Raw genomic sequence first — 13,137 nt, 5'->3', positions numbered from 1 at the left:
CCACGCGGCTGGCTCCGCCCGGGGGCAGGCGGAGTGGCGTGGCTAGAGATGCTTGTAAACGTCTTCCAGGCTGAGGCCCTTGGCGAGCATGAGGACCTGCAGGTGGTACAGGAGCTGGGAGATTTCCTCAGCGGCGGCCTCGTCCGATTCGTACTCCGCGGCCATCCAGACTTCGGCGGCCTCTTCGACCACCTTTTTGCCGATGCCGTGGATTCCGGAGTCCAGCTCGGCTACCGTGCGCGAGCCTGCCGGGCGGGTCGCTGCTTTCTCACTCAGTTCTGCGAACAGCGTCTCGAAATTCTTCACGCCCTCCAGACTACTTGCTCCGGGGCCGACGCCGCTTGTTGGGGCCTTGCATGACGAAGGGGATGTGAGTGAACACACACCCACATCCCCTTCGTCGAGGAGTATCAGCTGTACTGCTTGAGCCTCACTGCCGTGGCCAGCGCAGCTGTGACTGCCTCGTGGCCCTTGTCTTCCTGGGAACCGGGAAGGCCCGCCCGGTCAAGGCCCTGCTGTTCGGTATCGCAGGTGAGGACGCCGAAGCCAACCGGCACGCCGGTGCGGACGCTGACGTCGGTGAGTCCCGACGTCGCGGCCTGGCAGACGTAGTCGAAGTGCGGGGTTCCACCGCGGATGACCACGCCAAGGGCCACGACGGCGTCAAAGTGCGGTGCCAGCCTCGCGGCGGCAACCGGCAATTCAAAGCTGCCCGGAACCCGCAACAGTGTGGGTTCTGCGATGCCGGCTTCCTTCGCGGCGCGAAGGGCGCCGTCAACCAAGCCGTCCATGATCTGGGTATGCCAGCTTGCCGCCACGATAGCGAGCTTAAGCTGCGAGGTTTCCTCGGGGTTGAGGGTAGTGAGGTCGATGGTGGGCGCGCCGTGTCCGCTCATGGTGTGCTGTGGGTCCGTTCAGTCTTGGTTGGTGTCAAAGGTCTGGGGTGAAGCTGTTTTCTTGCCATTGCTGACCGGCTCTACATCGAGGGTCAGCCGGTGGTCCATCCGGTCCTTCTTGGTCTGCAGGTACCGGAGGTTCTGCTCCCGTGATGGCACTTCGGTAGGCACCATCTCCACGACAGTCACCCCGGCCTTGTCCAGCCGGTGCTGCTTATCGGGGTTGTTGCTCAGCAACCGGACTTCATGGAGGCCCATCTCGGCCAGGATCTGTCCCGCCGCGCTGTAGGAGCGGGCATCAACCGGCAAGCCGAGTTGCTCGTTGGCCTCGACCGTATCGAACCCGGCCTCCTGCAATGCGTAGGCCTTGATCTTGTTGGCCAGGCCGATTCCGCGCCCTTCCTGCCCACGCAGGTACAGCAGCGTTCCGCCTTCTTTGTGGATGAGCTCCAATGCGAAAGCAAGCTGTTCACCGCAGTCGCAGCGGTAGGAACCAAACACATCGCCTGTCAAGCATTCGGAGTGCAGGCGCACCAGCGGAGCCTGCCCTCCTTTGGGCGGGTTCGGCGAGCTCACGGCGAGGTGTTCCACGCCCGTGACATGGTCCGTCCAGGCCTGCGCGATGAAGTCGCCAAAAGCCGTGGGCAGTTGGACGATGGGTCCTCCGCTCACCGGGTGCGGCCCGGGATCCGTGTGCTCACTGCTGCGTGTTGTCGATGCGGTCATCGCTTCTCCTCGTCTACCCGTGAAACATCCGCCGCCTGGGACTCTACCGCCTCAACATACGACACCAGTTCCTCGATGGAGATGAGGGGGCATCCATGTTCGGCGGCAAACCCGCGCAGGCTGTCCAAGCGCATCATTTCACCGTCGTCATGTACCAACTCTGCGATCACACCCACCGGGGCGAGCCCGGCCAGACGACACAAGTCCACGGCAGCTTCCGTGTGTCCCGGACGTTCTCGTACTCCCCCCTTAACGGCCCGTAGCGGAAAAATATGCCCAGGACGGGTGAGTGACGCCGGAGTACTGCCCGGATCTGCCAGGATCCGCGCCGTCAAGGCCCGGTCGGTGGCAGAGATACCCGTGCTGACTCCAATCGCAGCGTCACAGGAAACAGTATAGGCAGTACCCTTAGCATCTTGGTTGATTTCCACCATGGGAGGCAGAATCAGGGCGTCGGCACGTTCGCCTTCCAAGGGGACACAAATGACGCCGGAGGAATACCGGATGGTCCAACCCATGAGGGCGGGGGTGGCATGTTCTGCGGCAAAGATGATGTCGCCTTCGTTTTCCCTGTCCTCGTTGTCCACCACGATCACAGCCCTCCCGGCCGCCATGGCTTCGATGGCGGCTTCCACCGGATCCAGGCCGGGACGCTGCTCCGTTGTTGGCTGGGGCTTCGTGGGCGCACTCATCGGGTGCCTCCCTGCTGGGGAGCGAACGACAAAAGGCGTTCGGTGTATTTGGCCAGGACATCCACTTCCAGGTTGACGTGCCCACCCACGGGCTTCGCCCCCAGCCCTGTCTCTTCCAACGTGGTGGGGATGAGGCCTACTTCGAACCACGCCTCCTCTTCGGTGGCCGGGCTGACTGCCGTCACGGTCAGCGAAACACCGTCGACGGCGATCGAACCTTTCTCCGCGATGTAACGCGCCAGCGGGGTCGGGACGCCGAAACGCAAGCGATCCCAGTTACCCAGGCCTTCACGCTCCAGCAGCTCACCCACGCCGTCAACGTGGCCTTGGACCACATGGCCGTCCAGCCGGCCGCCGGCCGGAACGCAACGCTCCAGGTTCACGGTGTCCCCCGCTGCCAGTTCCCCGATGGTGGTCCGCGTCAGGGTCTCGCCCATGACATCGACACTGAAATCCTGGCCGTCGATGCGGGTGGCCGTGAGGCACACACCGTTGACGGCGATGGATCCGCCCAGCGCCAGGTCCCCGGTGGTGGTAGGTGCTTTCAACCGCAGTGTGGCGCTGGCATCGTCGTCATGCTCGATACCAAGGACGGTGCCTTGTTCTGCAACGATTCCGGTAAACATCAGTGTCCTCCTGTGACATGTTCCGCGGCTTCAGGATGTGAAGCCAATTTCTTCTTCGGAATCGAATTCCTGGTGGTGTTGGCGGTGCGTTCCGCTGGCCGGAGATGGAGCCGGAGGTCGTTGCCGAGGGTGCGTACCGCTCCCCCCGCGGCCTCGTCCCATACCCAGTGCTGGGCATCGGCGAGCGTGGTGATGCCAAGGTCGTTCAGGGCCGGCGTCCCGGATCCCAGCAGTGTCGGCGCCAGGTAGACAATCAGCTCGTCCACCAACCCGGCTGCCAGGAAGGTGCTGAGGATGCTCGAACCGCCTTCGACCATTACGTGGCGGATTCCCTCTTCGAAAAGCATGCCCAGCGCCTCTTCGGGGTCCCTGGTGGCCAAGTGCCGGAAGCGGCCGTCAGTTCCACGTACCGCCGCGTCCTCGGGTACGTCCCGCAAGCCCATGACTGCCCGAACGGGTTGTCGTGTTGAGAGTCCACCGTCAGGAGTGCGCGCCGTCAGCCTCGGGTTGTCGATGAGCACGGTTCCCGTCCCTACCAGGATCGCGTCGATGAGGCGTCGCAGAGAGTGGTTGTCTTCCAGCGACTCCGCGCTGGAGATCCACTGGCTGGTACCGTCAACAGCGGCGATCCGGCTGTCCAGGGTCTGTGCAACATGCAAGGTGACGAATGGACGCTTCGCCGCAACGGCGTCGAACCATTCCCGGTTGAGATCCAGTGCTTCTTCGAAGCCGAGCCCGGACGTAACATCGATCCCCGCCGCGCGCAGGGTCTTGGCGCCGCCCGCGGCAGGGTCATGCGGATCGTCGACGGCGTAAATCACCTTTGTGATGCCGGCCGCAATGATTGCCTGGGCACAGGGGCCCGTCCGGCCTACATGGTTGCAGGGCTCAAGGGTGACCACCATGGTGGTGCCCTTGATGTCGACTCCCTTGCGCCGGGCCTCAGAGATCGCGTCGGCTTCCGCGTGGGCCGTTCCAGCGCCACGGTGGTAGCCGGTGGCGAGTTGCTCGCCCCCGGCGCCGAGAATCACTGCCCCGACCAGGGGATTTGCTCCGCGCGGACCTGCCAGTGCGGCGGTCAGCGCCGCTTCCATGGCGGTTTCTTCATTCGGATCGTATGAGCTCATCGCACGACTCCCGCGGCGACTGGAACTGGTTGAACAGCGCCGCGCTCACGCTTTTCGGCACGCCACCAAACAAAGAACCCAGCCAGGGTAAAGAATCCGTAGAACAAGTACATGACAGCGCTGGCATAGTAGCCGGCGCTGAAGAGCAACGGCACTCCCACGATGTCCACAGCCACCCAGATCAGCCAGAACTCGGTCCATCCACGGGCCATGCCGTACGTGGCCAGGAGCGAGCCCATGAACGTCCAGGCATCTGCCCAGACGGGTGGGTAGGAGCCCAAGGCGTCAAACAGTGGCGTCAGGGCCGCGGTTCCCGCGATCATCACGCCGATCAGCACCAGGCGGACCTTGTTGCCGGCCCAGCCCGGGATCACTGCCCGGCCCTGGGTACTCGATTGCCGGCCTTGCCGCCACCGGTACCAGCCATAGATCGCCACGGCAATGAACATCATCTGCCGGCCGGCCTGTCCCCACAGGGTAGCGGGCGCAGCGGCGCCGAAGACGTTGCCGAGGAACACGGTGAGCAAGAGAATGTTGCCGATGATGCCTACCGGCCAGGCCCAGACTTTCCGGCGCATTCCGCCGAGGGCGCTGAGCAACCCAAAGATGTTTCCAAGCACTTCGCGTAAGACAAGAGCAGATCCTCCAATGGGGATCTGTGCTTCGAAGAGCCATCGCAGAAAGTCCATGCCGTTCCTTCCCAGTTAGCCGCGATGGCTCCGGGGGTGTACGACAGCGCAATGCCGGGCGTCACAAAGGGAACGCCCACGGCATGACTGCACGTGCTTCTCCCATCCAGACTTTAACTGTCGGTACCGGAATTTCACCGGTTCAACCGTCCGCCATCGATATCCGGATCACTCAGGACATCAATGGCTCGCGGGTCGCGGACTATAACCGCCGGTTCGGACTTACACCGACCCCGGAGCACGTATGTGTGTTGTTATTGTGCCATAACTACGGCCACGGCCAGGCTATTCCCAGCTATCTTCGTAACATCCGGTGACGACCGTCAGGACTTTGCCGTCGTGACGGCCTGGCCTGCCGCGCGCAGCCGATCGATCGCTGCTGCCGGGTCCTCATGCCCATAGACTGCCGAGCCCGCAACGAAGACGTTTGCGCCCGCCTCTGCAGCCCGGACGATCGTCTCTTCCGTGATGCCGCCGTCCACCTGGATGGCCACGCCAATGCCGGAACCCTCGATTGCCGCCCGGGCGCGACGGATTTTTGGCAACGTGATGTCCAGGAAGGATTGACCGCCGAAGCCGGGTTCCACCGTCATGATCAACAGCATGTCCAGTTCGCTGAGCATGTCGAGGTACGGCTCCACGGCAGTGGCGGGCCGCAAGGCCATACCCGCCTTGGATCCACGGGCACGCAGTTCCCGGGCCAACTTGACCGGCGCCATGGCGGCCTCGGCGTGGAAGGTCACTGACGCGACGCCGGCGTCCGCGTAGGCAGGTGCCCAGCGGTCGGCGTCGGAAATCATCAGGTGCGCGTCCAGCGGAACCGGACTGACCGCCTGTATCCGCTGGACCACAGGCAAGCCGAGTGTCAGGTTGGGAACGAAATGGTTGTCCATGACATCGACGTGGACAGCATCGGCGTTGCTGATCCGCTGCAACTCCGCCTCAAGGTTGACGAAGTCCGCAGACAGGATGCTCGGGTTGATACAGCACTGAGACAAGGCAGCCCCTTCGGGTCGGTGTGGTTCGCGGGATGACAGCAGCAGGAGGACATTTCCGCTGCAGCCTGGTACGTCCGGTTACGGCTTCTTGCGGATGATCGCCATGAACATGGCATCGGTCTGGTGGATATGCGGCCACAACTGGGCAGTGAGCTCATGCCCTGCGCCAAGTTCGCCGGTAAGGCTGACGTGGTCAAGTGCCTGTCCCGAGTCGAGCAATTCCAGGTCCTCACGCTTGGCCAGGACGTCGCTGACCACGGCAGTGGTCTCAGCCGGGTGGGGCGAACACGTCACGTAGGCCACGACGCCGCCTGGCTTGACGGCGTCAATCGCGGACTTCAAGAGGTCACGCTGGAGGGGACCGAGGTCGCCAATGTCCTTGGGTGAGCGGCGCCACCGCGACTCGGGCCGGCGGCGGAGGGCTCCCAGGCCGCTGCACGGGACGTCCACCAGGACGCGGTCGAAGGATTCGCCGTGCTCTTTGCCGACCTCGCGGCCGTCGCCCGTCCGCACTGTCCAGGCTTCACCGGGGACGGCCGAAAGGGCCTGCTGGACGAGCTTGGCACGGTGCGGCGCCGGCTCATTGGCCAGGAGGGTAGCTCCATCGCGGTAAGCCAGGGCAGCCAGAAGCGCTGCCTTGCCGCCGGGACCGGCACACAGGTCCAGCCACTTCTCGCCTTCGGCGGGACGTTCCCCCAACTCCACGCCGGCCAAGGCCCGTGCCACCAGCTGTGATCCGACGTCCTGGACACGCGTTGTGCCGCGTCGGACAGACTCGAAGCGGCCAAGGTCCCCGCCTGCGGACAGAGCCGAACCTTCCACCAAGCCGCCGGCCGTGGCCCCATTTTCGAAGGCTTCATCAAGGTCGCCAAGTCCGGGCAAGGCCACAAGGTTGACCACGGGAGCCGCATTGTCCGCCTCCAGCAGAGCGTCGATTTCGCTCTTGGGACGCCCGTGGTTTACCAGCGACTGGCGCAACGCGCGGACAATCCATTCCGGGTGTGCGTGGCGCAGTGCGGCAATCCTGGTTTCATCAGTCTCGTGGTCCAGCAGGATGTCCAGCCACTCGTCCATGCTGTGGGCAGTGACCTTGCGGAGCACTGCATTGATAAGCGCCGACGGGCCGGCCCCGATCACTGCCCGCGCCAAACCAACTGTCTGGTCCAAGGCGGCATGGGCAGGTACGCGCATCGAGAGCAGCTGGTGTGCACCGATCCGGAGGGCATCCAGGATGGCGGGGTCCAATTGCTCGAGGGGCCGGTCCACGCAACGGGCCAGGATGGCGTCATAGGTGCCCTGCCCGCGCAACGCCCCATAGCTCAGCTCGGTAGCGAACCCGGCGTCGCGCCGGTCCAGGCGGTGCTCCCGGATCCGTGCGGGAAGGACCAGGTTGGCGTAGGCATCCTCAGAAGCGACGGCCCGGAGCACCTCGAAAGCGACCAGACGGGCGGGATCGGCGCGGCGGGTTCGCTGCGACGGGGCGTTGTTGGTGAAGCCGCGCTGGGGCCCCCTGTTCCGTTCCCTGCCCTGGGCGTTGCGCTGGCTCCCGCCCCGGGCTCCTCGATTGCCTTGCCCGCCGCCGTCCCGGCTCCCGCTGTTGTTGGGGCCTCGGCGGCCGGACTCGCTCATTCGAATACCACTCTCTCAGGTGCTGCCAAGCCGCGGGCCCAATCGGCCGACGACATCATTTTCTTGCCGGCCGGCTGGATGCGGCCAAGTTCAATTGCATGGGAGCCGGTTCCCACCAGCACGGATTTTCCGTCCACGCGTACGGCTCCCGGCGCGAGGTCCTTGACCTCGGGCCTCAGTCCCACGGGTTCAAGCTTGACCCGTTGCCCTTCAAGGGTTGTCCATGCTCCCGGCTCCGGTGTGACGCCGCGTGCCTGCCGGTTCAGGGCCAGTGCGGGCCTCTGCCAATCCAGGCGCCCGTCCTCAAGGGTGAGCTTTGGAGCCAGCGACACTTCCCCGGTTTGGGGTTGTGGCGACGCTTGTCCTGCATCTATGGCAGAGAGCGTCTGGCTCAGTAGCACCGCACCACTGAAGGACAGCCGTTTCAGCAGATCGCCGGCGGTGTCGTCAGGGCGGACAGTCTCCGTGAGGGTCCCGAAAACCGGACCGGTGTCCAGGCCCTCCTCCAACTGGAACGTTGCCGCACCTGTGATGTCGTCTCCGGCCATGAGTGAGCGCTGAACGGGGGCAGCCCCGCGCCAGGCAGGCAGAAGGGAGAAATGCAGGTTGACCCAGCCGTGCTTCGGAACATCCAAGGCAGTGCGGGGCACTATCCCTCCGTAGGCCACGATTGCGGCGACGTCCGGGGCATATTCGCCGATGCGGGCAGTGGTTCCAGCGTCCACCTTTGCTGCGCGGATAATGTCGATGCCGAGTTCCTCCGCGCGGGCCGCCACCGGGGAGGGCGTCATGACGCGTTTGCGTCCCAACGGGGCATCGGGCCTGGTCAGTACGGCAACGACGTCGAAGCCGGCCTTGACCAAGGCATCCAACGACGGCACGGCCACTGCGGGAGTCCCCGCAAAAAGTACCCTCACTCAGGAACTCCAAAGCTGCCGCCACCGAAGCTCGAGCCCACGGTGGTGGCACGCTTGGACGTGGTCTGCTCAGTAATGGCGTGATAGTTGGCGTTCCGGATGGCGCGCAGCGCGGCCTTGCGGTCCTCACCTTCAAGCCTGTCCGTGTACAGAACGCCGTCAAGGTGGTCGGTCTCGTGCTGGAAGCAACGCGCGAGCATTCCTTCGGCTTCCACGGAGACCGGATTGCCGTTGAAGTCCACACCGGTTGCCCGGGTGGTCCGGTAGCGACGCACGGGGAAGCCAAGGCCGGGGATCGAAAGGCAGCCCTCCACTTCGTCCGGCTGGAAATCCTCGCTGTTTTCCAGGACTGGGTTGATGATGTGGCCTTCCACTCCCCCGATCCGGTAGGTAAAGACGCGCAGGCTGACGCCAACCTGGGGCGCAGCGAGGCCCGCGCCGTCCACGTCTTCCATGGTTTCGGTCATGTCAGCTACCAGCTTGGCGAGCTCCGGACCGAAGTCCGTGACGGGGTCGGCCACGGTACGCAGTACCGGATCCCCGATAATTCGGATACTCAAAATTGCCATGCGTTGCCTGTCCTCACGATCGTCAAACACCGGCCCCTGCGTTGCGGAGCCTAAGCCAGTTTAGTGGAGGCCATCGCACTGCCGCTTTGCACCGGTGCAGAACCTGCCGCTGCGAACACCGGCGGAGCAACCGGAAGCAATGCTTGTCCGGCAGCGGTGACATCGGCAGACATTTCCCAGACCCGCCGAAGAGCACAGAACTTCCACCAATGGTGCTTGAGAATCTCCGGGTTGGCCCGCATGGGCCGTACTTCCGTCTCCCCAATGGCAACTGCCAGGAGCATCGGATTGTCCCCATACCTCCATGGTTCCCATTCACCAGCGACGGGATCCACCAGGCTTTCCTCGGCTTTCATCCCGGCGGTAAGTTGCATGACCACTTTGTCATCGAGGGACTTCACCGTTCCATCGCGCGTGGTGCCCTTGGTCTTGTAGTCGATAAGGCAGATGCGTCCATTGATCTTGGCTACGAGGTCGAGTGTTCCCGCGTAGCCCACCGTCTTGTTCCAGACAGTAATCTCCGGAGCGAGCGGTTCCACCCGGTACAGCTCCCACCACTCATCGAACCGGGCAGCAAAGGCCTGCTCACCGTTGGCGGCCAGTTCCTCCCGGCATTCCTGCATACGGTGCGGGCGTCCAAGCGCCCGTAGCGCCACCTGCTCGCAGTAGGTATGCACCCGATCGCCGCGGGCGGCCGCAGCATCCCGATAGCTTTCAGCTGCTTTGGCAGCCTTGTTGACTGCCTGCCGCACTTTCGCGGGACTTCCAAGGATTGCCGGAAGCTCAGGGTCCGCCGCCAGGCTGCTTGCCCCCATGTAACTGAACCAACCATCCAAGGCATGGGCCTGTTGCCCTATCACCGTGGTGATGGATGGCACAGAGAATTGCTCTGTGGTGGAGCGGGCATACATCCGGCCGTAATCAGTAGCGTGGGCAAGCAGTGGAGCAGTCATATAAAGACTCTGTCATAGAGGGCCGACAGAATTCTCCGGCGGGATGATCATTGCAAGCTGCTCCGGCGCCAGCCTTGCCAGCTTCCCGGCAAGGATCGGGGCTCTTAGGGCAAGCTCTTCAAAAGGTCCGGCGGTTTCCCCCTGGATCCGGGGCCGCTCTGCTTCTTCTTCTGCGCGCACGTACGGAAGGTGCTTCTCAACTGCGATTCGTGACGCAGGAAGGCCTGGCTATTTTCGGGAGAGCGGGCAGAATACGCGAAAAACCCCGCCTCAACTGAGTCAATCAGTCAAAGCGGGGTTCCCGGTTGTGGGCGATACTGGGTTCGAACCAGTGACCTCTTCGGTGTGAACGAAGCGCGCTACCACTGCGCCAATCGCCCGGGTGCATAGAAAACACTAACGGACCGCGGGCCGATTGCAAAACGGACGAAAGACTGACGACGAGTACCGAACTACATCCGTGGAATTACAGGCGTGCAACTCGCCTGAATCCGCGTCAATACAAGGATCCGGCGGTCACCGCACGCGACAGCAGGCAACCGATTTGGAGAATGCAGGAACCTCCTATAGAGTTTTTACTCGTCGGAAAGCGACGGAATGCCTACAGGGTTGCCCGTCGGAACCGCACTGCGGACGTAGCTCAGCTGGTAGAGCACCACCTTGCCAAGGTGGATGTCGCGAGTTCGAATCTCGTCGTCCGCTCGCAAGGCACTGTCGAGGCAAGAATTCCCCGGAATCCTGCTTACACGGTGGGTTGGCCGAGAGGCGAGGCAGCGGCCTGCAAAGCCGTATACACGGGTTCGAATCCCGTACCCACCTCGGTGAAAACCATGTCTTCCAGCTTTGGCTGGATGCATGGGCGATTGGCGCAGCGGTAGCGCGCTTCCCTGACACGGAAGAGGTCACTGGTTCGATCCCAGTATCGCCCACCAGAACAAGGCAACTTGTTTGTTGTTGAACTCCAGATTCACTCTGGCAGGCAACATGTGCGGACGTAGCTCAGCTGGTAGAGCACCACCTTGCCAAGGTGGATGTCGCGAGTTCGAATCTCGTCGTCCGCTCTCCTCATTGCAGGACCCGGAAACGGGCGATTGGCGCAGCGGTAGCGCGCTTCCCTGACACGGAAGAGGTCACTGGTTCGATCCCAGTATCGCCCACCAGAACAAGGCAACTTGTTTGTTGTTGAACTCCAGATTCACTCTGGCAGGCAACATGTGCGGACGTAGCTCAGCTGGTAGAGCACCACCTTGCCAAGGTGGATGTCGCGAGTTCGAATCTCGTCGTCCGCTCCAATGAAAAAGCAGCTCCCAGGAGCTGCTTTTTTTATGCCCTCATTTGCCCGTGACCCAATTCATTATGAGAAGTAAACGATAAACCTCAGAAGAAGTCGCTTTATCTAATGTGATTCCCCTCGCATAATGTACTGCGAGCTCATCACCGTTCCACGCCAACCGGCAGGAGTACCCCCATGAATGTACAGACGGCTTCAAAGTCCGTCCTGAGGCGCAAGCCCATCGACGACATCGAGGAAGAAAGCAAGCACAGCGGACTTTTCAAGAGTCTTGGCCTGTGGCAGCTGACGGCCATCGGCGTCGGCGGAATCATCGGCGTCGGCATTTTCTCGCTGGCGGGCCTCGTGGCCCACGGCAGCGAAGGCAATCCGGGCGTTGGCCCCGCAGTACTGTTTTCCTTCCTGATCGCAGGGCTCGCCTCCGGCGCAGCGGCCCTGTCCTACGCCGAATTCGCCGGCATGATCCCCCGCGCCGGATCGGCGTACACGTACGGCTACGTGGCGTTGGGTGAAATCATCGGCTGGTTCATCGGCTGGGATCTGCTTCTTGAATACATTGCCATCGTGGCCGTGGTGGCCATCGGCATCTCCGGATACTTTGATGCCTTCCTCTCCGGCATCGGAATCCACATGCCAACCTGGATGACTTCCACCGCCGACGAGGGCAAGGGCGGCATCATCAACCTGCCGGCAATCCTCGTGTGCTTGTTGGTCACATGGATCCTGAGCCGAGGAACGAAGGCTTTCGGCCGGTTCGAGCTCGTAGCCGTGGCGATCAAGGTCATTCTGATCCTCTTCATCATCGGGCTTGGGATCTTCTACGTGAACACCGAGAACTACAACCCGTTCATGCCCAGTGGTTTCGGTCCCGTCGTGGCAGGCGCCGCGACCGTCTTCTTCGCAGTGTTTGGCTACGACGCCATGAGTACCGCCGCAGAGGAAGCCAAGGACGGCAAGAAGCACATGCCCAAGGCCATCATCCTTTCGCTGATCATCGCCATGCTGCTCTACGTTGCCGCCACGTTGGTCCTGACCGGCATGCAGAACTACAAGGACATCAACCCGACAGCTGGGTTCGCCTCGGCATTCACCGGCGTGGGCCTGCCCGTGATCGCGACCATCATCTCGGTCTTCGCGGTGCTGTCCATCCTGACCGTCATGCTCACGTTCCTCCTCGGTGTCACCAGGGTCTGGTTCTCCATGAGCCGCGACGGACTCCTGCCCGGCTGGTTTGCCAAGACCGACCGCCACGGCACCCCCCAGCGCGTCACCTGGATCGCTGGTATCGCTTCTGCGTTCCTCGCAGGCGTCTTTCCCATCAAGGAGGTCGCGGACCTCACCAACATCGGCATCCTTGCGGCCTTCGTCGTGGTCTGCGTTTCGGTGATCGTCTTCCGGTACACCAAACCCAACGCCGCCCGTACCTTCCGCCTTCCACTGATGCCCGTTGTCCCTGCCTTCGGTGTCCTGGCGTCGGCCTTCCTGATGTTCCAGCTGCACATCGAAACCTGGATACGTTTCGGGGTTTGGCTCGTCATTGGCCTGGTGATCTATTTCTCCTATGGCCGCAGGCACTCCCTGATGAACCCGGACAGTCCGCGGCACAAGGTTGCCGACAACCTTCCGAAATAGTTATCCACAGGCCGCGGTCGGGCACCTTGGCACCTCAAGGAACTGGTGTTAGGGTCGGACGCGGAGGAGCAACCTGGCTCCGCGATGGAAGGGAGGTGCCCGTGGGTTTAATTGACGACCTGAAGGGCAAGGCTCAGGGTCTCATTCAGGGCAACGAAGAAGCCATTAAGAATGGCATCGAAAAGGCCGGAGACTTCGTCGACGAAAAGACTGGCGGCAAGTTCGCAAGTCAGGTTGACGCAGTGCAGAACGCCGCTTCCGATTTCGTGGCCAAGAACGATGGCGAGCCCGAGGCTCCCGTCGCTGGTGAGCCGACGCAGCCGTAGCTGCCTGAGCCGCCGTACCAGATACGTCAAGGGGGCACCGGTCCCGCCGAGAGGCGCCACCGGTGC

The 13,137-nt window shown here is 62.8% G+C and carries 14 protein-coding genes, 7 tRNA genes and 1 riboswitch; of the genes, 8 read left to right on the top strand and 13 right to left on the bottom strand.

The genetic code is table 11. The features are described from left to right. Positions 1-42: 42 nt before the first annotated feature. From AB0N72_RS00895 to AB0N72_RS00835, 13 genes are all read right to left on the bottom strand, one after another. Positions 43-306 (bottom strand): phosphoribosyl-ATP diphosphatase, encoded by a 264-nt coding sequence (locus AB0N72_RS00895; RefSeq protein ID WP_018778638.1) that lies wholly within the window; start codon positions 304-306, stop codon positions 43-45. A gap of 104 nt (positions 307-410) precedes the next feature. Continuing rightward, positions 411-896, bottom strand: a complete 486-nt coding sequence (gene ribH, locus AB0N72_RS00890; protein ID WP_363931406.1) for a 6,7-dimethyl-8-ribityllumazine synthase — start codon at positions 894-896, stop codon at positions 411-413. A gap of 18 nt (positions 897-914) precedes the next feature. Further along, positions 915-1,622 (bottom strand): GTP cyclohydrolase II, encoded by a 708-nt coding sequence (gene ribA, locus AB0N72_RS00885; protein WP_363931405.1) that lies wholly within the window; start codon positions 1,620-1,622, stop codon positions 915-917. Further along, positions 1,619-2,314, bottom strand: coding sequence for a 3,4-dihydroxy-2-butanone-4-phosphate synthase (gene ribB, locus AB0N72_RS00880; protein ID WP_363931404.1), 696 nt, complete (start codon positions 2,312-2,314; stop codon positions 1,619-1,621). Before ribB ends, ribA begins: the two co-directional genes overlap by 4 nt. Next, positions 2,311-2,940, bottom strand: a complete 630-nt coding sequence (locus tag AB0N72_RS00875; protein WP_363931403.1) for a riboflavin synthase — start codon at positions 2,938-2,940, stop codon at positions 2,311-2,313. The genes ribB and AB0N72_RS00875 overlap by 4 nt, the downstream gene beginning before the upstream one ends. Then, positions 2,940-4,067, bottom strand: coding sequence for a bifunctional diaminohydroxyphosphoribosylaminopyrimidine deaminase/5-amino-6-(5-phosphoribosylamino)uracil reductase RibD (ribD, locus tag AB0N72_RS00870; protein WP_363931402.1), 1,128 nt, complete (start codon positions 4,065-4,067; stop codon positions 2,940-2,942). Before ribD ends, AB0N72_RS00875 begins: the two co-directional genes overlap by 1 nt. After that, on the bottom strand, positions 4,064-4,756 hold the full coding sequence (gene pnuC / locus AB0N72_RS00865; RefSeq protein ID WP_363931401.1) for a nicotinamide riboside transporter PnuC: 693 nt from the start codon (positions 4,754-4,756) through the stop codon (positions 4,064-4,066). The genes ribD and pnuC overlap by 4 nt, the downstream gene beginning before the upstream one ends. Before the next feature lie 89 nt (positions 4,757-4,845). Continuing rightward, positions 4,846-5,002, bottom strand: a riboswitch (FMN riboswitch). Positions 5,003-5,079: 77 nt separating this feature from the next. Then, positions 5,080-5,754: a ribulose-phosphate 3-epimerase gene (gene rpe / locus AB0N72_RS00860; protein ID WP_363931400.1), complete on the bottom strand. Its 675-nt coding sequence runs from the start codon at positions 5,752-5,754 to the stop codon at positions 5,080-5,082. Positions 5,755-5,832: 78 nt separating this feature from the next. Continuing rightward, the gene (locus AB0N72_RS00855; protein ID WP_363931399.1) at positions 5,833-7,383 is read right to left on the bottom strand and encodes a transcription antitermination factor NusB; all 1,551 of its coding nucleotides are present in this window, start codon (positions 7,381-7,383) and stop codon (positions 5,833-5,835) included. Continuing rightward, positions 7,380-8,300 carry a methionyl-tRNA formyltransferase gene (gene fmt, locus AB0N72_RS00850; protein ID WP_363931398.1) on the bottom strand — a complete coding sequence of 307 codons (921 nt, stop codon included), beginning with the start codon at positions 8,298-8,300 and terminating at the stop codon, positions 7,380-7,382. The genes AB0N72_RS00855 and fmt overlap by 4 nt, the downstream gene beginning before the upstream one ends. Then, positions 8,297-8,869, bottom strand: coding sequence for a peptide deformylase (def, locus tag AB0N72_RS00845; protein WP_363931397.1), 573 nt, complete (start codon positions 8,867-8,869; stop codon positions 8,297-8,299). Before def ends, fmt begins: the two co-directional genes overlap by 4 nt. A 50-nt stretch (positions 8,870-8,919) precedes the next feature. Then, the gene (locus tag AB0N72_RS00840; RefSeq protein ID WP_363931396.1) at positions 8,920-9,822 is read right to left on the bottom strand and encodes a cytochrome; all 903 of its coding nucleotides are present in this window, start codon (positions 9,820-9,822) and stop codon (positions 8,920-8,922) included. A 308-nt stretch (positions 9,823-10,130) separates the two neighbouring features. Beyond that, positions 10,131-10,202 (bottom strand) — tRNA-Val (locus tag AB0N72_RS00835). 249 nt (positions 10,203-10,451) lie between these two features. On the opposite strand from AB0N72_RS00835, the gene AB0N72_RS00830 reads away from it, so the two are divergent. The 8 genes from AB0N72_RS00830 to AB0N72_RS00795 all read left to right on the top strand — a co-directional run bounded on the left by AB0N72_RS00830 (position 10,452) and on the right by AB0N72_RS00795 (position 13,071). Next, a tRNA-Gly gene (locus AB0N72_RS00830) sits at positions 10,452-10,524 on the top strand. Between the two features lie 46 nt (positions 10,525-10,570). Then, positions 10,571-10,641 (top strand) — tRNA-Cys (locus tag AB0N72_RS00825). A 38-nt stretch (positions 10,642-10,679) separates the two neighbouring features. Next, positions 10,680-10,754, top strand: a tRNA-Val gene (locus tag AB0N72_RS00820). Positions 10,755-10,810: 56 nt separating this feature from the next. Next, positions 10,811-10,883, top strand: a tRNA-Gly gene (locus tag AB0N72_RS00815). 24 nt (positions 10,884-10,907) lie between these two features. Then, a tRNA-Val gene (locus AB0N72_RS00810) sits at positions 10,908-10,982 on the top strand. 56 nt (positions 10,983-11,038) lie between these two features. Then, positions 11,039-11,114: transfer RNA gene (locus AB0N72_RS00805), tRNA-Gly, on the top strand. 176 nt (positions 11,115-11,290) lie between these two features. After that, positions 11,291-12,745, top strand: a complete 1,455-nt coding sequence (locus tag AB0N72_RS00800) for an amino acid permease (RefSeq protein ID WP_363931395.1) — start codon at positions 11,291-11,293, stop codon at positions 12,743-12,745. Positions 12,746-12,840: 95 nt separating this feature from the next. Further along, the gene (locus AB0N72_RS00795) at positions 12,841-13,071 is read left to right on the top strand and encodes an antitoxin (RefSeq protein ID WP_363931394.1); all 231 of its coding nucleotides are present in this window, start codon (positions 12,841-12,843) and stop codon (positions 13,069-13,071) included. The last annotated feature ends 66 nt before the right edge of the window (positions 13,072-13,137 follow it).

Source organism: Paenarthrobacter sp. NPDC089307 (genome assembly GCF_040685055.1).
Lineage (GTDB): Bacteria > Actinomycetota > Actinomycetes > Actinomycetales > Micrococcaceae > Arthrobacter.
Note: the sequence above shows the minus strand (reverse complement) of the source record. Positions and strands in the feature narration are given on the sequence as shown.

Coding starts and splice junctions, on each gene's coding strand:
- ribH (WP_363931406.1), bottom strand. CDS start 896: ATGAGCGGACACGGCGCGCCCACCATCGACCTCACTACCCTCAACCCC.
- ribA (WP_363931405.1), bottom strand. CDS start 1,622: ATGACCGCATCGACAACACGCAGCAGTGAGCACACGGATCCCGGGCCG.
- ribB (WP_363931404.1), bottom strand. CDS start 2,314: ATGAGTGCGCCCACGAAGCCCCAGCCAACAACGGAGCAGCGTCCCGGC.
- AB0N72_RS00875 (WP_363931403.1), bottom strand. CDS start 2,940: ATGTTTACCGGAATCGTTGCAGAACAAGGCACCGTCCTTGGTATCGAG.
- ribD (WP_363931402.1), bottom strand. CDS start 4,067: ATGAGCTCATACGATCCGAATGAAGAAACCGCCATGGAAGCGGCGCTG.
- pnuC (WP_363931401.1), bottom strand. CDS start 4,756: ATGGACTTTCTGCGATGGCTCTTCGAAGCACAGATCCCCATTGGAGGA.
- AB0N72_RS00855 (WP_363931399.1), bottom strand. CDS start 7,383: ATGAGCGAGTCCGGCCGCCGAGGCCCCAACAACAGCGGGAGCCGGGAC.
- def (WP_363931397.1), bottom strand. CDS start 8,869: ATGGCAATTTTGAGTATCCGAATTATCGGGGATCCGGTACTGCGTACC.
- AB0N72_RS00840 (WP_363931396.1), bottom strand. CDS start 9,822: ATGACTGCTCCACTGCTTGCCCACGCTACTGATTACGGCCGGATGTAT.
- AB0N72_RS00800 (WP_363931395.1), top strand. CDS start 11,291: ATGAATGTACAGACGGCTTCAAAGTCCGTCCTGAGGCGCAAGCCCATC.